Origin of the sequence: Sphingobacterium athyrii (assembly GCF_003071065.1) — a bacterium.
Taxonomy (GTDB): Bacteria; Bacteroidota; Bacteroidia; order Sphingobacteriales; family Sphingobacteriaceae; genus Sphingobacterium; species Sphingobacterium athyrii.
This window is the reverse complement of sequence record NZ_QCXX01000003.1, coordinates 535,011-557,888: the sequence shown is the minus strand read 5'-3', so window position 1 is coordinate 557,888 and position 22,878 is coordinate 535,011. Positions and strand designations below refer to the sequence as shown.

Sequence of the window (22,878 nt, the reverse complement as noted above, 5' to 3'; positions counted from 1 at the left end):
TATGGGACAGTGGAAAGATTGTAGAAACCTGTTGGTCATTCGCCTCGATAATATGGGTGATCTTATTATGAACAATGCAGCGCTGCAGGAAATAAAACATCAAATGCCATTCTGCAAAATTACGTTGCTTGCCTCAAAAATGGCCATTCCGATTATACCCTATCTGGGGACTATAGATGACTATATCCAATACGATGCCCCTTGGATGAAACTGGCGGATCAAGATTCAGCAGCAAGTACCGAAGCCCTTATTCACGTCATCAAAGCCCTGCATTTTGACGGCTGCCTGATTTTTAATGTTTATAGTCAAAACCCCATGGCAGCTATCTTTCTTGCATATATGGCGGGCATTCCCAAACGGGCAGCTTATATGCGGGAGAACCCCTATTCCCTACTCACTGATTGGGTGCCAGACCAGGAACCACTATTTCAGGTGCAGCATCAAATTATACGAGATCTGGGGCTTTTAACCCATTTAGGGATCTCATCGCATACCAATCGGTTGCCTGATTTAAAACTACCGGATCACCCCTGGAATTTGGAATTATCAGCCCCACTAAGCCATTGTATCGTCCTTAATTATGATGTTTCGGAAGAAAAGCGGCGAGTCCCAGTAGAAATCGCGCAGGAACTTATACAAAAGTTACTCGGCCTTGATTATCCGGTGCTACTGGTGGGTAAGAATGATAACGACTACTTAGCTGCGTGCCAAAAAAATATCGAATCACGGCAATTGATCAACCTGATCGGTAAAACATCTATCTCAGATCTACTATCACTTGTCCAGCGTGCCAGAGCCGTGATCACAGTCAATACCGGGCTGGTTCATATGGCGTGTGCCTTAAAGACGCCCACCCTTGTACTTTATGCGCAAACAAATCCTCAACATATCCCTTGGTCGCAGGAATCTGCCTTTATTCTATACCCAGTTAGTGCTGGCAAACAGTCAAAAAATTCGATCAATATTTTTGTCGATCAGCAATATAGTCAGGCTGAGCATGCTCCGTTTACAGTGGATGCTATTCTTCAGAAATTTTCGGATTTGCTGCTGCGTTTCGGCCGACGGGAAACTGAAATTCAAGAAGGGAATCAATTGCACTAAAAATATCGGTTATTTGAATGGATTTTTTTGCGTCAAAGATTCTATGTAGGCGCTTGTTCTGGGGTCCCCATCTTTCGGGTTCGCCATCCATACTAATCACAATACTTCTGGTTTCTAAGGCAGCCGCGATATGGGAGATTCCCGTGCAATTACAGATGACCAAGGAAGCTTGCCGGACAAGACAGCCCAGGACACCCAAATCTAGCTGAGCACATAGATTGAGCGCACCAAAGGTCAGCAGGTTTTCAAACTCGGCAATCCGTAGCTTCTCTCCCAAGACACCTGTAAGCACAATTTGATACCCCCGGTCATGAAGATACTCGGCTAAGCATACAAACTTTTCAAGCGGCCACTGCCTCTTTGTATCCCGACTTCCAACATGGACAATAACAAAAGGATAAGTAAGACTATTTTTTATTACTTCGAAGTCAGCCCAATCCGAGCTAAATAAAGGATATTCCATGGCCCTATTTGTTATCCGGAGCCCCAAGAAATCAATAAGTGCCAGATGCCTATCTACTTCATGCAGCTTATCGGGATATTCTAGCCAGTCGCTGTCACCCGGTGATCCACTCGGCCGAAAGCCAACCAACCGCTTGGCTCCAAAATTCTTTAAGAAATCATTTACGATTGTACCATTTCCTTGCAACTGCAGGAGGAGATCAAACTTTTCGGCTTGCATTTTTTTCATAAAATCCGCCAAAGCCAATGGATTACAGGGTATTTCCGGCAGCTCTGGATGTCCGGGAAAGGGTATAAATTCATCCACGCAATCGAAGCGCTCCAGCAGCGCCTCCATATGCGGAAGGCCAATAAAATATAGCGTAGATTCAGGATAATTATACTTTAATGCGGTGATTGCCGGCATTGCACAAAGCAGGTCACCCAATTGAAGCGCGCGGAAAACAGCGATTTTATGCATTATATTATGGTTTATAAATGGACAATGTTAATGGAGAAAGAGTTTGCGGAATTACAGCTTAATTTGAGATTAATACAAACTTTCCATAAAGAACAACCGTTCAATATAAGAACAAAACATTTCTTTACATGGAAAAATTAAAAGACAAAAAGATCGCCATCTTGGTTGCCGATGGTTTTGAAGAAATCGAATTGAGCAGTCCGAAAGAAGCATTGGAAAATGCAGGTGCCAAAACGCATATTATATCACCTTCGAAAACTAAGGTTCGCTCAAAAAAAGGTGATGAATGGTCTAAAGAGTATGTTGTCGATGTCACGCTTCAGGAGGCCGAGGAAAATAAATACGACGCCCTTCTGTTACCTGGTGGCGTCATCAATCCCGATAAACTTCGCACCAACAAAACCGCCATAGCATTGATTAACGCTTTTTGGGAGCGTAATAAGCCAATTGCGGCCATCTGTCATGGTCCTCAGCTTTTAATCAACGCAGATCTTGTCAGAGGTAAGAAAATGACTTCGGTAGAAGCGATAAAAATAGATTTAATCAACGCGGGCGCCATTTGGGAAGATGCCGCGGTTGTTATTGACGAGGGACTGATAAGTAGTCGCACACCTGAAGATTTACCTGCATTCAATAAAGCAATTATTAATGTATTTGCAAGGACATAGATCTCCTATAAAAAACGTAGAAGTACACGATCTTCACGTAGTAAATCGGTCAACGTTTAGACTCACGAAGCTGTTCAGCTAATAAGTAACACATAAATCAAAATATTATGAACACAGCAAAACGTACTGCCAGTAACACATCCAAAGGACAGTCACATGGTAACACCGACAAAGCAAAAAGTATGAATAAAAGTAACACAAAGGGTTCATCGACTCAACGAAGCACCGAAAATGGCAACGCCAGTAAAACAAAAGATGAACTCTTGCAAATGGCCAAAAAACTCGAAATCACTGGCCGACATGATATGACCAAGGATGAGCTGATCAAGGCTATTGAAAAGCAAGGGAAAAACTAGAAAGGAAATAAAGAAAGTCGCCTACTAAAGCGACTTTCTTTATTTCCTTTTCTCTTTGGGCCGGTCTGTGGGATCATTTGGCATATCATTGAGTTGGTCAACCTGTGGATCCACACCTGCTTCAGCATCACCCCTATCCTTATGACCTACATCTTTTAGCACTTCACCATCAGTGCCAAGTTTAACTTTTTTCTTTTTCTCCATTTCTTTTCCGACCAATCTATTTTCATTTTTTGTCGCCATAATTATTTAATTTATTAATGTAAGAGCATATTATGAAAACCGAATCTGACCAATTCAGCTGTATTTCTTGTTCTCGTTTTTTCGATCAAGCGCTGCCGATGCCCTTCCACTGTACGTTTACTTAAAAATATACGATCAGCGATCTCGGCATTGGTATAACCTTCTGAAATCAATTCAAGTACGGCCAATTCCCGTTCTGAGATATCATATTTAGTCATTATAATACGTTTATCCGGATTATTTTCTATGTATAGTCTGTAATTCTCTATACAGGAAAGACCTAATGAAACACTGAGATATTTTTCTCCGTTCGCAATCTGGCGGATTCCAAAGACTACCTCATCAGCGGAACTGTCTTTGACGAGATAACCGTCTCCACCAGCACGTAACACTTCAAAAACAGTCTGTATATCATTCATCATCGAAAGGGCAAGCACTTTGATTTGCGAATATTTTTCCTTGAGACGTCCTATGAATGTAATGCCATTCATTTCTTCCATTTTAACGTCCGTTAAAATGATATCCGGTAGAATATTTTGTGCCAACATATCCAAAGCCCCCTCTGCACTCTCGACATCAGCCAATACAGCCATATCTTTTTGAGATTCCAAAATTAATCGAAAACCATTTCTCACTAAATGATGGTCGTCCACAAGCATTAACTGTATCATAATTTCTAATTTACATGAACTTATTGTCTATACTAATAGGAACATAAGTAAACTGTAAAAAGTTTTTTACAAAACAATATCGTTAACAGTGGGCGTCAAGATGGTCTATTGTTAAATAGGTAATTAAAAAAACTAAAATTAAAAAGTTAAACGACTCTTAAGTCGAAACTGTTCTATTAAAGACAATGACAGGATTTAAACCCTGTTAGAAAATTTAAACAAAAGATTAGCTTATGAAGAAGACAGTGAAAACCCTTATGGTGATAACATCCATTTTAATGGCAATGTATGGATGTAATGGTAAAACCAATGAGCAAAAATCAAATGAATTAATGCGGGATTCGGTACCAAATGACACGACAACAATCCAATATAGAGATACAAATTCAAGTGAATCGCGAGGTGATATTCCTCCTACACCTCAACCAGACACATCTTCAAAAAAATAAAACGATATGGTTTTGATTGTTGTTCATCCTGTGATAATAGCATAATTATGTGCTCTCCCGTCGGGAGACGGCCGGAGATAGATTTATTGTAGGAAGCTAGACACCTGAGTGTCTAGCTTTTTTATTGTGCCCACCTACCAATGAATTTATTCAAATGTCAGGTTGATTTTTGAAAATCCCAATCCTTGTAATAAAGGTTTAAAGACCGTGGTCGCATTTGCTTTGGTCTGTTGCAGAATATCCGATTTTTTCACATCGTCTGCTACCGCTTTTTCAGCAGTTTTATAGGCTTCATCAACCAGTTCAGCCTCTCTAAGAAATGCCATTTTGGTATCATAAACCTTTGATGCCTCATGGTCAATCTTAATATAACATATTTCTGGCGCCGGCAATTTGATGGAAACAGAATCTCCTATTACCTTAATATCCTCAGGCGTCAGTTTAGTCAAGTTTACACAACCTACAGCATCTGCCTTGACAATGAGTAATACGCTTGCTGTAGGCAAAAAAGTATTGATGTTTTTATGTTCAACAACATCACTGTAACGATATTTAACAAGCTCCAATTTACCCATCGCTTCAATGCGATCGACCAGCAGCTGGTGCTTGCTTTCTACTTTAGGCCCGCTGTTGTATTTTTGATAGACAAACCAAGCCCCTACTGCCAAAACGGCCACGATCAATAAAAATTTTAAAAATTTTCCCATAAATATTATAATACAAATAATAGACCAAGCTGCAATTATAGATATTTGGACCGAAAATGTTGTACGAACACTATCTTATACTACTTTCTAATATCGCTCGGCAAAAATATACCATTTGATAGACAATCGGTTAATCAAAAAGTTTAAAAAACATTTGGAAGATATGGCCTATAGTACTACTTTTGTGACATCAAAATCACGGTAGGTATAGCTCAGTTGGTTAGAGCACTAGATTGTGGTTCTAGGGGTCGTCGGTTCGAGCCCGATTACTTACCCAAAAGGCAGATCAGTAGAATGGTTTGCCTTTTTTACGTTTTAGGCTATTCGTTGTTTTTATAAGCGCCTGTAGCATCCCCTAAATTTTGTCAACCATTCGGTCCATGTCGCTGTTCTTTTGGTGTAGGTTTTATCCAAAATAATATGAAGAATGCAAAGATATATATAGGGACATCTGGTTGGCATTATAAGCATTGGAAACAAACATTCTATCCAGCAAAGTTGAAAAATGATAATCAATTGAGGTATTTTTCCGACATTTTTCCGACGGTTGAAATCAATAATTCCTTTTACAGGCTCCCCACTGACGATATGTTTATCAATTGGTATCAACAAGTGCCAGAGGATTTTATATTTGCTGTAAAAGCCAGCCGTTTCATCACACATGTAAAGAAATTGCATGTTGATCACGATACGATTGATCAATTTATGCAACGGGCAGCCCATTTGAAAGAAAAGCTGGGTCCTATCCTATTTCAATTGCCGCCAAGATGGCATGTTAATACCGAAAGGCTTTATAACTTTCTTGAGATGTTACCTACCGACCATAGATTTGTGTTTGAGTTTCGCGATTCTAGTTGGAACATTCCGGAAGTTTATAAGCTACTTGAACATTATAATTGTGCTTATTGCATTTATGATCTCGCCGGGTACCAGAATCCAGTTATTACCACGGCAGACTTTGTTTACATACGTTTGCATGGTCCAGGAAATAAATATCAAGGCAGCTATACAAAAAATAATTTGATCAGTTGGGTAGAAAAATGTACTTATTGGCAAGACGAAGGAAAGGATATTTATTTCTATTTTGATAATGATCAAAACGGCTACGCGCCGCATAATGGGCAGACATTAATGAAGATATTGAAATAATCGCAAAACTTTTAAAAAACATTCAAACCATCACATTTCCACTGCTGTTCTTCTTATAAAAAAATCAAAATTATGGCAACATCAAAGCAAAACAATCAACAGATGCCAAATGCGCATTTACATGAATTATTTATAGACGAGTTAAAGGATATGCTCGGGGCAGAGAAACAACTTTTGAAAGGCTTGAAAAAGCTGAGTAAGGCAGCTGAAAGCTACGAGTTAAAACAAGCATTTGAGCAACATTATAGCCAAACTGAAGGTCACATTGAGCGCCTGAAAGGAGTATTTACATCGATGGAAATGAGCGCACGTGGTAAAAAATGCAAAGCTATGGAAGGTCTTCTTGAAGAAGCTGACGAAATCGTTGAGAGCTTTGAAGGTGACCCAGCGTTGGATGCTGCACTTATTTCGGCCGCACAAAAGGTAGAGCATTATGAAATTGCCAGTTATGGTTGTTTGGTGACCTATGCAAAACTTATGGAACATAGTGAGGCCGAGCAATTACTTCAGCAAACTTTAGACGAGGAAAAACAGACTGATAGTCTTCTGACAGAAATTGCGATGTCAGGTGTAAATGAATCTGCATCATAGTATTAGAAATGCCCGAATCCTCGGGCATTCTATTTTAAAATTGCAAACCCTGCCACCTAATGCCATCGGTCTGGAGTAATCGACCATATTTAGATGATCCACGAGTAAGACTTTGTAACCTAATCTCTTAAAAAAATTATTTATGATACAAACGACAGAAGTCATGATTCACGCTGCCCGGTTGGGCAACCTTGAAGTGTTACAGGAGCTCATCCGACAAAACGTAGATTTGAATTCACGTGACGTGAAGGGGTATACACCTTTGAATATTGCCTGTTACAACAATCAGCTTGCAGCAGCAAAGCTTTTGCTTCAAGCTGGCGCTGATGTTAATGCACAGGACAGCGGCGGTAATACGGCATTAATGGGTGTCGCCTTCAAAGGGTACAAGGATATTGCCGAATTATTAATTCTCCATGGTGCTGACTTGAATCTGCAACATGGAAATGGTGGTACCGCCCTAATGTTTGCAGCGATGTTTGGTAGAAATGACGTTTTAAAACTTTTACTCGAAAGCGGTGCAAATAGAACATTGGTCGATAGTCGTGGACTCTCCGTTGTGGACTTAGCAGCACAACAGGGCAACGAAGCAGCAATATCACTGCTTCAAAGCGAACAATATATGAACTAAAGGAAAGCCCGGCTATTGCCAGGCTTTCCTTTAATTTTTTGAGATTTCAGTAATTCTAAGCGGGCACCTGTCTAGGTTTTTCGCGTTCCCAGAATCTATGCTGTGCAATCGCTTTGATAAATTTGTCTGCTAGTTCGGACGGTTTCTCCGCGATGACAACTCCTTCAGATAGTACAGTTTCTTCTGAAAACTCTTCAGGTAATTTATCAAAGAAATAGGTGGCTTCCAACACTTGACTCGCCTCAGTATCAGCTCCGATAGCTTTACAGTGCTTAAAAGCTTCATTCAAAAAATGAACAGCATTTGCTTCCGCTTCCAGAGTGGCCACACTATTTTTACCACCTGGTACATACACAGCATCATAAAGTACAGAGGCCCCTGTCAAAAAACTCTCTTCCACAGGAATAGCGGTATTGTCCGATGCAATTATTTCGCCCAGTTTTGGCGCAATTACATGGACTATTCCGCCAGCAGCCAGTATGGCATCACGGACTACCTGTAGGGTGGCCGCATTCACACCGTCGGCAGCGAGCACAGCTACTTTTCGACTTAAAATACTCTCTTTAGTCGTATTCATCATACTCAGCGCATCTGATTTTTTTAACTTTCCTTCAACTTGGATGGGTTCATAATCTGAAGGATCACCGTCAGCAGGGATGCTGCGGTTAATCGGCTTTTCGAGCTGTTGTGGTACTTCAATCCCCAAAGCAAAAGCAACTTCAGCCGCGAGCCCTTTATCCACTAAGGATAAGATGCCGACCATCCGTTGTCTTATTGCTACCGCCTTAACCTTACCAAGTTCAAAGCTAAAAGCATCGATAATATGGTTTTTTTCGGGTTCCGACTGGCTGTGAAAAAATAATCTAGCCTGGCTAAAGTGATCGCGGAAGCTATCACTTCTAGCGCGGACTTTTCGTGCATCAATGCGTTCTTGGTAGCTGGTGAATCCGCCTTCAGCTTCTTTCACCTGTGCTGGATCATTGTTTCCAAGTGAATTCGGACCGTAGCTCGTTTTACCGCGATCGATTCGTTGTCGCATAAATCCATCACGTTGGTTATTATAGGAAGAATTGATCGGACGATTAATTGGAATCTCATGGAAATTAGGACCACCCAATCGAATCAATTGAGTATCTGTGTAGGAAAACAAACGACCTTGCAGTAAGGGGTCATTTGTGAAGTCAATACCAGGAACAACATTCCCAATATGGAAAGCAGCTTGTTCAGTCTCAGCAAAAAAATTATCTGGATTTCGGTTAAGCGTCATTTTACCGATTCTTTGAACGGGAACTAGTTCCTCTGGAATAATTTTAGTTGAGTCCAATAAATCAAAATCAAACTTAAATTCGTCAGCTTCAGGGATAATCTGCACACCCAATTCATATTCCGGAAATGCACCACATTCAATGGCATCCCAAAGATCGCGTCGATGAAAATCGGGATCTTTTCCAGAAATGTTTTGCGCTTCATCCCATGCGACGGAATGCACGCCCAATAGTGGTTTCCAATGAAACTTCACAAAATGTGCTTCCCCCTTTTTATTGATAAATCGGAAAGTATGGACTCCAAATCCTTCCATCATACGGTAACTGCGCGGAATAGCGCGGTCACTCATGAGCCACATTATCATGTGGGTAGATTCAGGCATTAGTGAAATAAAGTCCCAAAAAGTGTCGTGTGCGGATGCCGCCTGCGGAATTTCATTATCAGGCTCAGGTTTTACTGCGTGTACCAAATCTGGAAATTTCATTGCATCCTGTATAAAAAAAACGGGCATATTATTCCCGACCAGATCGAAATTACCTTCCTGTGTATAGAACTTTACAGCAAATCCACGTACGTCACGCGCTAGATCCGTAGACCCTCTAGATCCAGCGACAGTTGAAAAGCGTACGAACACCGGCGTTTCCGTTTCTGTATCATTCAGGAAGGCCGCTTTTGTAAGCTCACCTAATGGTTTGTACAATTTAAATACACCATGTGCGCCAGATCCCCTTGCATGTACTACACGTTCGGGGATACGTTCGTGGTCGAAGTGAGTAATCTTTTCACGCAGAATAAAATCCTCTAATAATGTAGCGCCCCGGTCACCGCCACGTAGTGAGTTCTGATCATCATTGATTTTAACTCCCTGATCTGTTGTCATTAGTTCACCACTAGCATCGGATATATGTTGATTTAATGATTTAATTTTCTCATTTTCTGGCTGTTTAACCATTTTAACTTGTGTGTCTCTCTTTTTCATTGTAATAAGATTAAAATTTATTGTTCTGGAGCAGTGTATTCGATTTGGTTTTCTGCGACCTCATACAGCAATGCATCAGCGGCTTCTTCTTCTTCCAGGGTCCGTTCCAATAGCGAGGCGACTTCTTGCAAACCTAGTGTAAAGGCGAGCTGAAGTAATCCACTATAGCTTGCAATTTCGTAATGCTCTACTTTTTGCGAAGCTAAGATTATGCCCACATCGCGGGCCACAGTGCCGGCCTCGGTACTTCCTATTATCTCCTCTGCTTCTTTGGTCAATCCTTCCATCGCATCGCATTTCTTTTCCAAGGCTTCCTTACCCATTAGCTTGAAGATCTGCTCCAATCGCACAAAATGCTGCTCGGTTTCCTTGAGATGATTTTCGATAGCAGTTATCAAAGCTGACGAATTTGCAGCTTTTATCGTTTTTGGAAGAGATTTGACCAAATGGTTTTCTGCCCAATACAAATCCATAATCCCATCCAAAAACAGCTCTTGCAATGACGATTCTCCATTTAAAAGTGTCTTAGTTTTGAACTTAGCGGTAGTTCCGCTTTCATGTTTCATAATTCAATGTTTAGAAATGTAAATAACTTAAGTTTATTTTATGAACTAGTCCATAGTACAAATCGTTTGTTTTTTATATAAATAAGCAGAATATTCGTAAAATAAATTTGTAGGCTAATACACTTAATGTATAAAATAAAAAGCTAGGTTGGAAAGGAACCTAGCTTTTAAAAAACTTTCTTCACGACTGGGACAAGCAGTCTTTGGTTAAGTACAATCTATGAAAGGACTTAGTTTGTATCATTTCACTTTTTAACCTTTTTGAGTTTCCATTCATTTGAACTACATTTAATAGGATCATATTGTCGAAAAAACGAGTCCACTCAGGGCGGGTATTGAGCACGTTTTGGTCAACAGACCAGATCCCAGCTCATACTTATGGTTATTCGCATCTCCCGTGTCCCACACTAACTGCCATTTTTGGTGTTCATTGATAGAAATATGCTGTATTTCATTCGAGAAATTCATAATTGCCAGGAGCCTGGCCGCACCATTTCCGGCACGTAAAATCAAGGTATTCTGTGTTGGCAAGCAGTCAACTGTTAAGTCTTCGCGCTGGATGTTACTCCAGGCGGGATGGGTTTTACGAAGTGCGATTAAATCCCTGTAGTAAGCCAAATGCTGTTGGTTGGAAATATGATGCTGTTCGCTCCAGTCCAATATTGAACGTTCGAATGTAGCTAGATCCTGTGGATCTGGAAACTGTCCTTCTCCTTGGAAATCAGCAAATTCACTTTTCCTTCCCGCTCTCACCATTTCCACCAATTCAGGCTCACTATGGCTGACGAAATACTGAAAGGGCTTTTTAGTTCCCCATTCCTCTCCCATAAACAACAAGGGAATATACGGCGATAGGAACACTGCCAAAGCCATTAATCTTATTTTTTCATCGCTATAGAGCGAGGCGCTTCGCTCACCTAGCATGCGGTTACCTACCTGATCGTGATTCTGACTAAATACAATAAATTTATTTCCCGAGATGCCTTTGGCATCAGTACCAAAGAACTTTTGACGATGACTAGAGTAGCAACCGTCAAATACGTAAGCCTGCTCGTAGGCTTTGGCAAGATGAGTTATCCCTTCGAATTCTTTATAATAGCCTTTTCTTTCTTCACCTACTGTTACCCGCAAAGCATGATGAAACTCGTCTAGCCATTGTGCATCCATTGCAAATCCATTCTTTTCTAGAGGATCTAGAAATCTACGGTCATTAAGATCGCATTCAACAAATAAGTATCTTTGTTTTCTAGTGCTATTGATAATTGCATTCACTTCCTTGCGTATATCTTGAAGAATGTGTATAGGACCAAAGTCTCTTATTGCATGTACCGCATCCATGCGTAGGCCATCGATATGAAAATCTTCAAACCACATCCGTACATTTGACATTACAAAATCACGAATCCCATGATTGAATTGATCGTCATAATTAATAGCTTGGCCCCATGGAGTATGATACTTATCTGTCAAATACGGTCCGAAATAAGAGAGATAGTTTCCTTCAGGTCCAAAATGATTATACACAACATCCAAAATGACCGCAATATCTGCGTGGTGACATGCATCCACCAGTCGCTGCAATTCATGGGCTCCTCCATAAGAATGCTGCACCGCAAAAGGGAAAACACCATCGTAACCCCAATTTCTTTCACCTGGAAATTGCCCTATAGGCATAATTTCGATCGCATTTACCCCCAGATCTTTTAAATAGGGTATTTTTTCAATTATACCTGCGAAATTGTGATTTGTGCTAAATGTCCCTACGTGTAATTCATAAATGATTAAATCACGTTGCAATGGCGGCACATATCTTTGATCGGTCCAGGGATAAGCGAGATCAACCATAGCAGATGGCCCATGCACGCCCTCTGGCTGGGATCGCGATGTTGGATCGGGATATGGGACCCCATCTATGATGATTTTATAGTAATCTCCCCGTTGTGGCAACCGACTTTCGGTATACCAATAACCATATTCTTGTTTTTCGAGCGGCAATGAATGGTACGTTTTGCTTAACTCGCAATTTACTGTCTTTGCGTTTGGCGCCCATACTCGTATCTGCGCCAAGTCCCCCTCCCAGCGTACCCCGAGCTGTGTAACTCCAGTTTTCTGCATAATGTTGAACTAAATCTGCTGTTTCCTAACTTGACATGAGTACCAAAATTGAACGCGAGGGAACACTAACTCTACTGTTTGCCTCGAAGATAGCATGCTCGGATATTGTATCCAAGTTTGTATCGATAACTTTAATCCAGCTCGTACCATAGCGTTGATCAGGGAGCTGATATTCGACGTCTTCCCAATAGGCATTGAAAAGGAGATAAAAATGATGGTCTGTTATTTTTGTTCCATCTTGACTTACTGATCTTATCCCTTCGCCGTTTAAAAAAACAGCTAAGGAACGTGCAAAATCATCTTCCCAATGGAAATCATCCATTTCAGTAGCATCAGGAAGAAACCATACGATATCTTCAACACCAGTACCCCTTATGGGTAATCCTTGAAACCATTTCCGCCGGCACAAACTGGGATGCTCTCTTCGAAATGCGATAAGGCTTTTGGTAAAAGTCAGCAATGAACTATCCATGTTTTTCCAGTCAAGCCAAGAAATCGAATTATCTTGACAGTAGGCATTATTGTTTCCCTGTTGTGTTCGCCCAAATTCATCGCCTGCAAGCAGCATAGGCACACCTTGAGATAAGAATAATGTGGTGAGCAAGTTCCGTTTTTGTTTTGCTCTCAAGTGGCTGATCTCAATGTTGTCGGTCGGACCTTCTGCACCACAGTTCCATGAACGGTTGTGGCTTTCCCCATCATTGTTATCTTCACCATTAGCTTCGTTATGTTTGTCGTTGTAAGAGACAAGATCCTGAAGGGTAAAACCATCATGGGCTGTGATAAAGTTAACACTAGCCGATGGTCTCCGGTTGTCGCCCTGATAAAGATCGGACGATCCGGTCAGTCGGTTGGCAAATTCTCCAATCATGCTGTCAGCACCAATCCAAAAATCACGCATACAGTCACGATATTTTCCGTTCCATTCCGCCCATCCCGGAGGGAATTCCCCCACTTGATAACCTCCTTCGCCAATATCCCAAGGCTCAGCGATCAATTTTACCTGCGAAATTATTGGATCTTGATGAATTACATCAAAAAAGGAACTTAATTTGTCGACATCATGAAGTTCCCGCGCTAACGCCGATGCTAGGTCAAAACGAAATCCATCCACATGCATTTCCTGGATCCAATAACGCAAGCTATCCATGATCATTCGCAATACATTTGGTTGACGTGCATTCAACGTGTTTCCCGTTCCCGTAAAATCCATATAATAACGGCCGTCTTCTGTCAAGCGATAATAGGATGCGTTATCAATACCCCGAAATGAGAGTGTTGGCCCCATTTCATTTCCTTCGCCAGTATGATTATATACTACATCTAGGATTACTTCGATTCCTGCTGCATGCAGAGATTTGACCATCGTTTTGAATTCGGTCACTTGATCACCCTGAGTCCCACCTGAAGCATAGCGTATATCAGGTGCAAAGAAGCCAATTGAGTTATATCCCCAATAATTAGTAAGCCCCTTATCGATGAGGTGGCGATCGCTTAAAAAATGGTGAACGGGCAATAATTCAACAGCAGTGACTCCTAATTCTTTGAGGTAAGCAATAGTAACTGGATGACCCATAGCAGCATAAGTTCCTCGTATGTTTTCCGGGATATCGGGGTGCAAGGCAGTAAAACCTTTCACATGGACTTCATAGATAACACTGCGATGCATAGGTATGCGCATCGGTTGGTCTTCTCCCCAATCGAATCGATTATCGACCACAACTGACTTGGGTACATATGCAGCGCTGTTTGCGTCATCAAAACTAAGATCCGCTTCTGGCGCTCCAATACGATAGCCGAAGAGCGCGTCATTCCATTGCACTGTACCAGAAATTGCCTTAGCATAAGGATCAATGAGTAATTTGTTCGCATTGAACCGATGCCCCTCTTGAGGACGGTAAGGTCCATGTACACGATAGTCATAACGTTGTCCGGGTTTTATTCCATTTAGATAGATATGCCATACCTGATGTGTTTTTTCTTTTATTTTGATTTTTAGGACTTCAACTTCCTCGTCGGTATCGTTGTATAAACAGAGTTCTACACTTTCAGCATGTTCAGAAAACAAGGCGAAATTAACCCCTTGTCCATCAAATGTAGCGCCGAGCGGGTAAGGTGTTCCAGTATAAATTTTTGGTTCCATTGTGTATTATCTATTATATAATTGCGTGTATTGCCATAATTGTTTTTGAACGTTTTTTTGAAATGCTTGCTTTTTCATACGCCACAGCCAATTTCCTGCGGTACTTGCGGGTTTATTCATCCGGCATGAACCATCTAGTTCCAAAATATCCTGCATCGGAATGATGACTGTATCGGCGATAGAAGCATACAAGAGACGCATAAATGACTTATTAATGTTTGAAGGATCAATAGACGTCCCTACAAAGTGATCTATTCTATTTCTTGTAGACTGATCAACATCTTGGCTATACCAGGAGAGCAACGTGTTGTTGTCATGAGTGCCTGTATAAGCGACAAAGTTCTGACCGTATTGATGCGGAATATGTGGCGAGCGGGGCATGTCTTCCCCAAAAGCAAATTGTAGTACTTTCATCCCTGGTATCCCAAATTGATCCCTCAATGCATAAACCGCCGAATCCACGTCCCCAAGATCTTCAGCGACAAATGGCATATGTCCTAGTTCGTTCTTTATATGCTCAAAAAAATCTGCCCCAGGCCCCGGTGACCATGCACCATGTTTTGCGCTCTGCTCCTCTGCAGGCACCTGCCAGAAGCTAGAAAAGGCGCGGAAATGATCTAATCGAGACTGATCGAATAATTTACAATTATGTCGCAGACGGGCTACCCACCACCTGTAGTCATCTCTTTTGAGTACTTCCCATTGATATATAGGCATACGCCAAAGCTGACCCTGATCATTGAAATAGTCCGGGGGTACGCCGGCGGTTTTGGTCATGTTGCCAGCTTGATCAAGTGTGAAAAATTGTGGATTCGCCCACACATCTGCTGAATCATAGCTCACGTAAAAAGGAATATCGCCCAATAGTCTAATACCATGATCCCCACAATAATGATGCAACTCTTGCCACTGATGATAGAATACATACTGCCACCATTTTATCATTTGGATATCAGCGTTATGTTCGCTCTTAAGCATATTGAGTGCATCTTTATCTCTCAATTTATATTTCTCGGGCCATTTATACCACGGAAGATTATCATGTTTTTCCTTTAATAACATGAAGCAAGCAAAATCCTCCAACCAGTTGGATTCATCGTTGCAAAACGTTACAAAAGCCGTTTCTTCCTCAACCGAGGATCGACTATACGCCATTTTCAACAGTCTATATTTAATCGAGCTTACCTCCTGAAAATTAATTTCGGTGGAATAGGGCCTTTTTACGGCGTGCAATTCCTCTTCCGTTAATAAGTCTACTTTGGCAAGCCCTTCTAGGTCAATAAATAGAGGATTTCCAGCCCATGCACTCAGTGTACTATAAGGAGAGTGACATTGGGTCTCTGCGGTTGGACCCAGCGGAAGCATTTGCCACCAGGACTGTCCACTTGCCTGCAGTCGGCGGACAAAGCGTCGGGCCTCCTTGCCCAGGTCACCGATGCCATATGGAGAGGGCAATGAACTAATGTGCATTAATATGCCTGCGCTCCTTTTTTTAGGCTCGTTTTTATATTGTATAATTGCCAAGGGCAAATCGCTGAATAACTTGTCAATGCCGATTTCAATTTCTTCGCCTTCAGCATTAGAAAGTAAATGCTCCCATTTTAAAGGACGGTTGGTCGGCAATAATATACGCGTATCCTCCCATGCAAAGCTGCCCGGAATAAATTGTGAAAATTTTCCGAGTTCGGCAAGGTGCAGCGGAATGACGATCACGAGCCAATCATCCCCGTATTTACGTGCAAAAGACAAGATGTTTTTTTTATAAGCACCTTTTACTTTAAGCTTTATATAGCTGCTACTAAACGATAACGCAGGATGAGTTTTGCGCAGCTTCACTAGCTTGTTGACCATCCAAAGTTTGATTTTTCCATCGTACCTTTCGCGCCACAATGTTTTAATTATCACGTTCTCGGGAATTTTTGCTATTTGGGCCAGGAGTTCTTTACAACGTCGATAATCTACTGCGCGGCGGTTATCTGGATCCACAAAGCTATGGTTCCATAGTTCAGTCCCCTGATAGATATCAGGCACTCCAGGACAAGTAAATTTAAGTAACTGCTGAGCTAAAGAGTTGATTATTCCAAAATCAGAAATACGCTGCAAAAATTGGTAGAAGCTCGTGAAAAAAGGGCGTTCTTTATTAAGGAGAAAACCTGCGAAATTGCGCACCGCAGATTCATAAGATTCATTCGGTTCTTCCCAACTAGAACGTTCTTTTCCTTCACGGAGATATTTGATCAGGTAATCCAAAAAACGCGTTTCAAATTCACTGTCCTGGGCGTTCTCTTGAGAGCCAAGTGGATAAGATCCTAATAACGCCTGATAAATAAAATATTCGTCATTGGGATGTGGGAGATCACCTCGATATTCATTCCAGACGATATCCTGCCATATTTGTACCTGCTTAACCCATTTATTGGGCATTGCTGTGAGCACAGCTAAACGACTGCGTGTGTCGTCTCCGCGCTTTGTATCATGTGTCGCCGTCGTATTGAGTGAGAGTGGCCATTGCGTTTGCCTTTTTTGCATCAGCCTATGAAAGTTTTTAATGCTAATACCAAAATTACCCGGGTGATCTCCCACCTCATTATGGCCTATAAACCGGTTGTAGGTATACATCAACGTGTCCTCTACCCCTTTGGCCATGGCCGGCCCGGCAAATTGCATACAACGTTTTAATAACCGAATTGTTTCTGGGATTCTAGTTGGATTCCTTCCTTCTTGCGCGTCGCTGAAAAGACAGAAAAACTGTTCTATAGCCTGCTTATTTAAGCTCTGGTCTTTTTTTAATAGTTCAAAGAGATTTACAATCATTCGATAACTTGCTGCTGATAAAGGAAAGTTTTCATCGTAAATTCTGTATATTGGAAAGTTTGCCAAGAAAGTTTGCAGCACAGCCGTTAAATGTTGGCGATCCACGCCGATACTATCGTCCATTAATCGAACAAGCAAATTGACGAGGTTATCAACATCACCTTGCATATACTTGGTAAGGATCTGCATTTTTTTATTTAATTGTTGCTTTTTAAGGGGACGCTTATTTCCTGTTAGCTGATTATAATAAAAATTAAATTGTTTCTTTTCTTTCGCGCAGGTTATTAGATTGTTGCAGGCCGACAGGAATTCGTATCCTGTGGTGCCCTGTATTGGCCATATTTGAGGTAGATCTTCATTCCTTTCCAATATTTTCTCCACCACGATATAAATATCAGGTCCAATATAGTCACGCAGATCCTTCAAGTACTGATTGGGGCTGTATAACCCATCTATATGGTCAATTCGCAACCCATCAATTAGCTTTTCTTCAATAAGTTCTTTGATAAACCGATGTGTCTCCCGGAACACCTCCGGATGTTGGACATTAATGCAGATTAATCCGTTAACTGTAAAAAAACGGCGGTAATTTATACGACGATTAGTAGTCCACCAGGGACAAAGTTCATAAAACTGTGTTTCAATAAGTTCTTTGAGTTTATATTTTATATTATTTACATTGTTTAAATAATTTTGGAGGTCAATATCAGAAATATCAGCAAGTATTTCGTCACGAATTGTTTGCCACTCTTGCTGATTTCCGTTCGCTTGTGCGGTATTTACTCGAACCAAAAATCCGCTAAAATCATTTTTTACTTTTCTGAGTTGGTCTTCTAGGACGGTACAATATGACTCTGGGCTTAATGGATAGCAATTGTCAAAATACTTTAAATATAATCTTCTTTCTACCAATGCTATCGTTATTTCGCCGTCATCGATAGCCTCATGTACTTCCTTTGCCAGTATAGGGACGATTAATTTCCCAGGTTCAAACATATTTCCGACAAAGCAGGTGTCAAAAAAACTAGCATGAGTCGAGGAGGGACCAAACTCGAGTAGATCCATTAACCAAGCGTTGTCTGGGTGAAAGGCCATGTGATTAGGCACAATGTCCTGCAACCATTTTATACCGTACAGATTGAGCTGCTTTCGAATCCGTCTTAGATCAGCGACAGTCCCGAGTTCAGGATCAATCTGTTGCATATCTGTACCATCGTAACCATGCATACTTCCCAGTGTTGAGCGTAGGATCGGAGATGCATAAATCGTATCCACGCCCAATTCATGCAAATATGGTAGGATAGATTCTAAGGCATTAAAATTAAAATCTTTATGAAATTGGATTCTATAGGTTGTATGTGGTAAAGTATGCGGGCATATCGTTCTAAGTCCTTTTGTGTGCATGGTGTTGATTGATTTCATTTACATCAGAACGCTGCTCGATAAAATTAGTTCTGTCTGTCTTCAAAAAATTTAATACACAAAATATGAAATCACAATTTGGTAAAAAAATAATTTAAAATTAAAACCATTCCATTTTAAGGGACGTTCTGCTTATAACAATGGAAATTTTAAAAACAGTTTATTCGTAATATGATGAGAAAAATAGGAATTACATTTTCCGCGTTTGACCTTTTACATGCTGGTCACGTCAAAATGTTGGAGGATGCTAAAGAGCAATGTGACTTTTTGATCTGCGGGCTTCAGACAGACCCCACTTTAGACAGGCCAGAGAAAAATAAACCAACGCAGAGTGTTTTCGAACGTTATATGCAATTAAAGGCCTGCAAACATGTGGATATGATCATACCTTATGCCACTGAGCAGGATTTGGAAGACGTGCTTCGGTCTTATAAAATACATGTTCGCATTCTGGGTGATGAATATATTGATAAGGCGTTCACTGGACGTAAATATTGTGAGGAGAAAGGTATCGAGCTCTATTTTAATAGACGCGAAAATAGATTTTCAAGTTCTTCACTGCGCAAGATCATTGCAAAAAAACAGGAAAATCCACAAGGTGCCATTGTTAAATTGAATGATGAAACAAATTATAAGTTAAAAAGGATTAATGCTTAAAACAGACAGGATATGGTTATAGGAATAATATTTGGGATTTTTGATATGTTGCATGTTGGGCATATCGTGGCATTGCAGGAAGCAAAACAACAATGTGATTATTTAATTGTAGGGCTTAAGACGGATTCAAATACCCAATTAACAGAGGAATACGTTGCTGCGCAAACGATGGTCGAGCGATTTATCAAATTGGAAGGGTGTAAATTTGTAGACGAAATTATTCCGTATGAGTCTGAAGATGATCTCTCAGATATGTTGCAGTCCTTACCAATTCACAAACTATTCGTCAGCGAGGAATATAAGACCTTGGATTTTGCTGGAAGAGACTTTTGTATCGCTGAAGGTATTGAAATTGTATATACTAAGCGCAAAAATCGCTTTTCGAGCCAGTCATTACGTGAAATGGTAAGTGAAAAAGAACTCCAAAAGAAGCAAAATATTTTTGCTGTCGAAAAGATACAATCAAACGCACAGGCATTACACAAAATTCGTCAATGATCTTATAGTTTCAATCTTTTTGTGGTCTGCTAAATCAGAAATGAATCAATTGCTTTCCTATGGAAAAGGTTAATATCGCTATAATTTCCAACGTTCGTAAGCTAAGATGTGCCTACCGGATACTTTTTGATCAAGATGCTCAAAGCCCTGCAAGGATAGTTCTTGAAGGGCCTTCAATTGAAACCTTTGGGGGCAAGATTGACAGCTTGGGGAAAATTGACTTCCTATTTTTAGATTATCGCCTCGTGCTGAATAATACTGCGCTTTTTTTTTCTCTACTTAACGACTATTTTCCTCGAACACCCATTTTTCTTATAGTTGACAAGCAACACTTCAAAGAGGCCCAGCGATGCACAAACTATATTAAAGCTTTTTTATCGACAGATCTTCATCCAGCCCAACTGTTTTCATCGATAAGAGAAACAGCAAAATGCCACAGTTATTTTTAGCTTGTCGAGCCAATCTCAAAAGTCCATTCGCGCTCCTATTTAGCGTGCATGTGCCATCGTCACGGACAGGCTTTTTAAATACTTTTCTATCGAAGTATAGCAAATTCACACATTTGTAAAACTATTGGTCAGTCACACAACTTTTTCGGTTATAGTTACTAGCATATTAAGGCCTAAAAGGCTATTTGATAACTAATTCAACAATTGAATATGATAAACGCGGTCACACCCTGGTCCGTAACAGTCCAATCCGACATTTCGGACAGCGAGCCTATCTATGAGATGGCTATGGAGGCATACTTACTTCGATTTTATAACATTGGCGACAGCATTTGGCTGGTAGTCTCATGGCCGGAAGGGGGAAGCATAGCTTTCAGGCTTGCCTTTGGAATGAATAGTCAGTTTGAAAAAGCTTCGATTACAGAAGCCACAGATGAGATACTCGTCACCGCTTCAACTCGGTTAGCATATTATCGTATTATTCTGTTCATCCCCCAAAGCCCAGCTACCATCTTTCGTTATACGGTGACACTACAAGTTAAGTTTCCGTTGCTTATACCCTTTTGGCCGCGGGATATAGTTCCACTTACCAAAGAAGGAAGAATAGAAAATACCAATGGACTGATCCATGCGAAGCAAGTGGGGGCGCGCTCCGGCCAGCTCTTTTTCAGTATGACAAAGCCTCAGGTCGGCTCAGTGTTTTACTTTCAGAATTTAAGTGCCATGTCTTCGTATTGTCAAGCTGCCGAAGTTTCCCTGCGTGACACTGTTGGAGGGGAATGGCCCGAAATCGGCTTTCAATTTCCTGTCAATGCTGAAAAGCCACTGCCTGCTAATCGCGAATTTATAATTTCTGATGCTTTTGTTCTCTTGCGTGAGGATATACCTGGTGGCGATCTGGCTATTACAACACAGTTCCTTGAACATCTTGCAAATATTTACTTATTGTTGCCAAAGCCAGCACCTGCCAAGCACGATTGGTTGTCTACGGCTGAGAAAGTGCTGATAGATCTCTATAGAAACAAAGGTTGTTGGACACAAACAGGTGGTGTCCCCTATCTCAATGCCTATGTAAGTGATTATGATACACCTTCTGAGATTATGGTACAGCTTGCAGTATTGTTGCCCCTGCATGAGTATCTAAGCTGGACAGGCAAAGCGCATCCGCTTTATGAAGACATAAGTAGTGGTCTCGAGGCCTTCTACGATCAGACCGTAGAGAGTATTGTCAGATGGCATCCAGCTTTGCAACACGGTTTAGATCGATCGGAGGAGCAGAAGCGCGAAATGGTAATGGATTCCTGGTACCTTCACCATCCCCTTTTAAATCTATCCAGATTAGCGTTGCGTGGTGATAAACAAGCTAAAAAATTGTTTCTTGATTCAATAGACTATACAATTAGGGTGGCTCAGCATTTCGATTATAACTGGCCTGTGTTCTATAAAATGACTACATTGGAGGTTTTAAAAGCAGAAACCGAACCCGGCAAGGGTGGCGAAAAGGATGTTCCCGGGAGCTATGCCCATGTAATGTTCATGGCCTGGCAATTGACAAAGGAAAAGAGATTTTTGAATGAGGCTGCAAAAGCAGTTAAAAGTCTTGATGGACTGGCTTTCGACATCTTTTATCAGGCAAATAATACCGCGTTTGCAGCAGCAGCCCTACTTGAATTATATCGCGAAACAGCAGAAAAACATTATTTGGAACTTAGTTATTGCTGTCTAGCCGGGGTTTTTAAAAATTGTCAGCTATGGGATTGCAATTACGGTCATGGTACGAATTTTCCTTATTTCTTCGCCGTGTTCCCTTTGAACGATGCGCCTTACACCGCGGCTTATGAAGAACTAGAAGTATTTGCTGCCCTCCATCATTATTTGGAAGTCGCTAAAGATATGGCGATTTTGCCTTCCCTAAAAGTTTTGCTACCTGAATTTATCAAATATGCAATCGGAAGATTAGCTTATTACTATCCACCCCTTCTACCTGATGAGATGATCGCCGATGAAATCAAGACCGGTGAAATCAAGAAAGATCTTTGGGTTCCGCTGGAAGACATACATGACGGATGGGAAAAAAGTGGGTCAGTTGGTCAGGAAGTCTATGGTGCAGGACTTGCATTCGGAATTATACCGAGACAATATTTCACAATTCAAGGGCTTGGTGCGATTGTCTTTGTCAACTATCCTATTACCGGATTTAGAGTAGGAAAAAACTCAGCCACCTTCCATATGGAGGGCAGTCACCTGCTCCAAGCAGAAATGCAGCTTCTTATGCTGTCTCAAACGGTCTTATCAACAATCAAAGTTAAACAAAAAATTAAGTCAGCATATCGGGAGATAAAGGCGATAAGCCTTGGGCATTTCGCGTTGGACGCTGCAGGAATGATCAAAATAAGTTGGTAAGCTGTTTAGCCTGCTATGATTTGAACAATGGCATCTAGCAGCTGTACTACATACTTTTAAGTATATCATGCATCCAT

The 22,878-nt window shown here is 41.0% G+C and carries 20 protein-coding genes and 1 tRNA gene; 12 read left to right on the top strand and 9 right to left on the bottom strand.

The features are described from left to right. Position 1: 1 nt before the first annotated feature. A complete protein-coding gene (locus DCO56_RS13040; RefSeq protein WP_108634204.1) occupies positions 2-1,102 on the top strand; it encodes a glycosyltransferase family 9 protein in 1,101 nt (366 codons plus the stop codon). On the opposite strand, the gene DCO56_RS13035 is transcribed toward DCO56_RS13040, so the two are convergent. After that, the gene (locus tag DCO56_RS13035; protein WP_108634203.1) at positions 1,020-2,024 is read right to left on the bottom strand and encodes a glycosyltransferase family 9 protein; all 1,005 of its coding nucleotides are present in this window, start codon (positions 2,022-2,024) and stop codon (positions 1,020-1,022) included. The two genes, DCO56_RS13040 and DCO56_RS13035, sit on opposite strands and share 83 nt — an antisense overlap. Positions 2,025-2,152: 128 nt before the next feature. Between DCO56_RS13035 and DCO56_RS13030 the strand changes: the two genes are divergently transcribed. Together DCO56_RS13030 and DCO56_RS13025 are read left to right on the top strand one after the other, a co-directional pair. Then, positions 2,153-2,692 (top strand): type 1 glutamine amidotransferase domain-containing protein, encoded by a 540-nt coding sequence (locus DCO56_RS13030; protein WP_108634202.1) that lies wholly within the window; start codon positions 2,153-2,155, stop codon positions 2,690-2,692. Between the two features lie 107 nt (positions 2,693-2,799). Next, a complete protein-coding gene (locus DCO56_RS13025) occupies positions 2,800-3,048 on the top strand; it encodes a Rho termination factor N-terminal domain-containing protein (protein WP_108634201.1) in 249 nt (82 codons plus the stop codon). Positions 3,049-3,087: 39 nt separating this feature from the next. On the opposite strand, the gene DCO56_RS13020 is transcribed toward DCO56_RS13025, so the two are convergent. Together DCO56_RS13020 and DCO56_RS13015 are read right to left on the bottom strand one after the other, a co-directional pair. Next, on the bottom strand, positions 3,088-3,291 hold the full coding sequence (locus tag DCO56_RS13020) for a hypothetical protein (protein ID WP_108634200.1): 204 nt from the start codon (positions 3,289-3,291) through the stop codon (positions 3,088-3,090). A 14-nt stretch (positions 3,292-3,305) separates the two neighbouring features. Beyond that, positions 3,306-3,962, bottom strand: a complete 657-nt coding sequence (locus DCO56_RS13015) for a response regulator transcription factor (protein WP_108634199.1) — start codon at positions 3,960-3,962, stop codon at positions 3,306-3,308. 233 nt (positions 3,963-4,195) lie between these two features. Here DCO56_RS13015 and DCO56_RS13010 point away from each other — a divergent pair, with 233 nt between their 5' ends. Continuing rightward, positions 4,196-4,411, top strand: a complete 216-nt coding sequence (locus DCO56_RS13010) for a hypothetical protein (protein ID WP_108634198.1) — start codon at positions 4,196-4,198, stop codon at positions 4,409-4,411. A 146-nt stretch (positions 4,412-4,557) separates the two neighbouring features. Here DCO56_RS13010 and DCO56_RS13005 read toward each other — a convergent pair whose 3' ends face one another. After that, positions 4,558-5,118, bottom strand: coding sequence for a DUF4230 domain-containing protein (locus DCO56_RS13005; RefSeq protein ID WP_108634197.1), 561 nt, complete (start codon positions 5,116-5,118; stop codon positions 4,558-4,560). Between the two features lie 201 nt (positions 5,119-5,319). On the opposite strand from DCO56_RS13005, the gene DCO56_RS13000 reads away from it, so the two are divergent. From DCO56_RS13000 to DCO56_RS12985, 4 genes are all read left to right on the top strand, one after another. Beyond that, positions 5,320-5,393, top strand: a tRNA-His gene (locus DCO56_RS13000). Positions 5,394-5,538: 145 nt separating this feature from the next. After that, complete coding sequence (locus DCO56_RS12995) at positions 5,539-6,267, top strand: DUF72 domain-containing protein (RefSeq protein ID WP_108634196.1); 729 nt, start codon at positions 5,539-5,541, stop codon at positions 6,265-6,267. Positions 6,268-6,339: 72 nt separating this feature from the next. After that, positions 6,340-6,858 (top strand): YciE/YciF ferroxidase family protein, encoded by a 519-nt coding sequence (locus DCO56_RS12990; RefSeq protein ID WP_108634195.1) that lies wholly within the window; start codon positions 6,340-6,342, stop codon positions 6,856-6,858. 142 nt (positions 6,859-7,000) lie between these two features. After that, positions 7,001-7,489, top strand: a complete 489-nt coding sequence (locus DCO56_RS12985) for an ankyrin repeat domain-containing protein (RefSeq protein ID WP_108634194.1) — start codon at positions 7,001-7,003, stop codon at positions 7,487-7,489. A gap of 55 nt (positions 7,490-7,544) precedes the next feature. Here the strand turns inward: DCO56_RS12985 and DCO56_RS12980 are convergent, their stop codons facing one another. From DCO56_RS12980 to treY, 5 genes are all read right to left on the bottom strand, one after another. Continuing rightward, positions 7,545-9,734, bottom strand: coding sequence for a catalase (locus DCO56_RS12980; RefSeq protein WP_108634193.1), 2,190 nt, complete (start codon positions 9,732-9,734; stop codon positions 7,545-7,547). A 17-nt stretch (positions 9,735-9,751) separates the two neighbouring features. Further along, positions 9,752-10,300, bottom strand: coding sequence for a YciE/YciF ferroxidase family protein (locus DCO56_RS12975; protein ID WP_108634192.1), 549 nt, complete (start codon positions 10,298-10,300; stop codon positions 9,752-9,754). Positions 10,301-10,597: 297 nt separating this feature from the next. Further along, complete coding sequence (gene treZ, locus DCO56_RS12970; RefSeq protein WP_108634191.1) at positions 10,598-12,415, bottom strand: malto-oligosyltrehalose trehalohydrolase; 1,818 nt, start codon at positions 12,413-12,415, stop codon at positions 10,598-10,600. A 25-nt stretch (positions 12,416-12,440) separates the two neighbouring features. Beyond that, complete coding sequence (glgX, locus tag DCO56_RS12965) at positions 12,441-14,558, bottom strand: glycogen debranching protein GlgX (protein ID WP_108634190.1); 2,118 nt, start codon at positions 14,556-14,558, stop codon at positions 12,441-12,443. 6 nt (positions 14,559-14,564) lie between these two features. Continuing rightward, positions 14,565-18,794 (bottom strand): malto-oligosyltrehalose synthase, encoded by a 4,230-nt coding sequence (gene treY, locus DCO56_RS12960; protein ID WP_108634189.1) that lies wholly within the window; start codon positions 18,792-18,794, stop codon positions 14,565-14,567. 171 nt (positions 18,795-18,965) lie between these two features. Here treY and DCO56_RS12955 point away from each other — a divergent pair, with 171 nt between their 5' ends. The 4 genes from DCO56_RS12955 to DCO56_RS12940 all read left to right on the top strand — a co-directional run bounded on the left by DCO56_RS12955 (position 18,966) and on the right by DCO56_RS12940 (position 22,801). Next, positions 18,966-19,451, top strand: coding sequence for an adenylyltransferase/cytidyltransferase family protein (locus DCO56_RS12955; protein ID WP_206531947.1), 486 nt, complete (start codon positions 18,966-18,968; stop codon positions 19,449-19,451). Positions 19,452-19,463: 12 nt separating this feature from the next. Then, entirely contained in the window at positions 19,464-19,949 is a 486-nt protein-coding gene (locus DCO56_RS12950) for an adenylyltransferase/cytidyltransferase family protein (protein WP_108634187.1), read from the top strand. 59 nt (positions 19,950-20,008) lie between these two features. Beyond that, complete coding sequence (locus DCO56_RS12945) at positions 20,009-20,398, top strand: hypothetical protein (protein ID WP_108634186.1); 390 nt, start codon at positions 20,009-20,011, stop codon at positions 20,396-20,398. Between the two features lie 210 nt (positions 20,399-20,608). After that, on the top strand, positions 20,609-22,801 hold the full coding sequence (locus tag DCO56_RS12940; protein ID WP_108634185.1) for a hypothetical protein: 2,193 nt from the start codon (positions 20,609-20,611) through the stop codon (positions 22,799-22,801). The last annotated feature ends 77 nt before the right edge of the window (positions 22,802-22,878 follow it).

What these genes read in the sequence shown, in the direction of transcription:
- DCO56_RS12980 (WP_108634193.1), bottom strand. Translation starts at nt 9,734, where the DNA reads ATGAAAAAGAGAGACACACAAGTTAAAATGGTTAAACAGCCAGAAAAT.
- DCO56_RS12995 (WP_108634196.1), top strand. Translation starts at nt 5,539, where the DNA reads ATGAAGAATGCAAAGATATATATAGGGACATCTGGTTGGCATTATAAG.
- DCO56_RS13015 (WP_108634199.1), bottom strand. Translation starts at nt 3,962, where the DNA reads ATGATACAGTTAATGCTTGTGGACGACCATCATTTAGTGAGAAATGGT.
- DCO56_RS13030 (WP_108634202.1), top strand. Translation starts at nt 2,153, where the DNA reads ATGGAAAAATTAAAAGACAAAAAGATCGCCATCTTGGTTGCCGATGGT.
- treZ (WP_108634191.1), bottom strand. Translation starts at nt 12,415, where the DNA reads ATGCAGAAAACTGGAGTTACACAGCTCGGGGTACGCTGGGAGGGGGAC.
- DCO56_RS13040 (WP_108634204.1), top strand. Translation starts at nt 2, where the DNA reads ATGGGACAGTGGAAAGATTGTAGAAACCTGTTGGTCATTCGCCTCGAT.
- DCO56_RS13020 (WP_108634200.1), bottom strand. Translation starts at nt 3,291, where the DNA reads ATGGCGACAAAAAATGAAAATAGATTGGTCGGAAAAGAAATGGAGAAA.
- DCO56_RS12990 (WP_108634195.1), top strand. Translation starts at nt 6,340, where the DNA reads ATGGCAACATCAAAGCAAAACAATCAACAGATGCCAAATGCGCATTTA.
- DCO56_RS12975 (WP_108634192.1), bottom strand. Translation starts at nt 10,300, where the DNA reads ATGAAACATGAAAGCGGAACTACCGCTAAGTTCAAAACTAAGACACTT.
- DCO56_RS13010 (WP_108634198.1), top strand. Translation starts at nt 4,196, where the DNA reads ATGAAGAAGACAGTGAAAACCCTTATGGTGATAACATCCATTTTAATG.
- DCO56_RS12985 (WP_108634194.1), top strand. Translation starts at nt 7,001, where the DNA reads ATGATACAAACGACAGAAGTCATGATTCACGCTGCCCGGTTGGGCAAC.
- DCO56_RS12955 (WP_206531947.1), top strand. Translation starts at nt 18,966, where the DNA reads ATGATGAGAAAAATAGGAATTACATTTTCCGCGTTTGACCTTTTACAT.
- DCO56_RS12940 (WP_108634185.1), top strand. Translation starts at nt 20,609, where the DNA reads ATGATAAACGCGGTCACACCCTGGTCCGTAACAGTCCAATCCGACATT.
- DCO56_RS13005 (WP_108634197.1), bottom strand. Translation starts at nt 5,118, where the DNA reads ATGGGAAAATTTTTAAAATTTTTATTGATCGTGGCCGTTTTGGCAGTA.
- DCO56_RS12945 (WP_108634186.1), top strand. Translation starts at nt 20,009, where the DNA reads ATGGAAAAGGTTAATATCGCTATAATTTCCAACGTTCGTAAGCTAAGA.
- DCO56_RS13025 (WP_108634201.1), top strand. Translation starts at nt 2,800, where the DNA reads ATGAACACAGCAAAACGTACTGCCAGTAACACATCCAAAGGACAGTCA.
- glgX (WP_108634190.1), bottom strand. Translation starts at nt 14,558, where the DNA reads ATGGAACCAAAAATTTATACTGGAACACCTTACCCGCTCGGCGCTACA.
- DCO56_RS12950 (WP_108634187.1), top strand. Translation starts at nt 19,464, where the DNA reads ATGGTTATAGGAATAATATTTGGGATTTTTGATATGTTGCATGTTGGG.
- DCO56_RS13035 (WP_108634203.1), bottom strand. Translation starts at nt 2,024, where the DNA reads ATGCATAAAATCGCTGTTTTCCGCGCGCTTCAATTGGGTGACCTGCTT.
- treY (WP_108634189.1), bottom strand. Translation starts at nt 18,794, where the DNA reads ATGAAATCAATCAACACCATGCACACAAAAGGACTTAGAACGATATGC.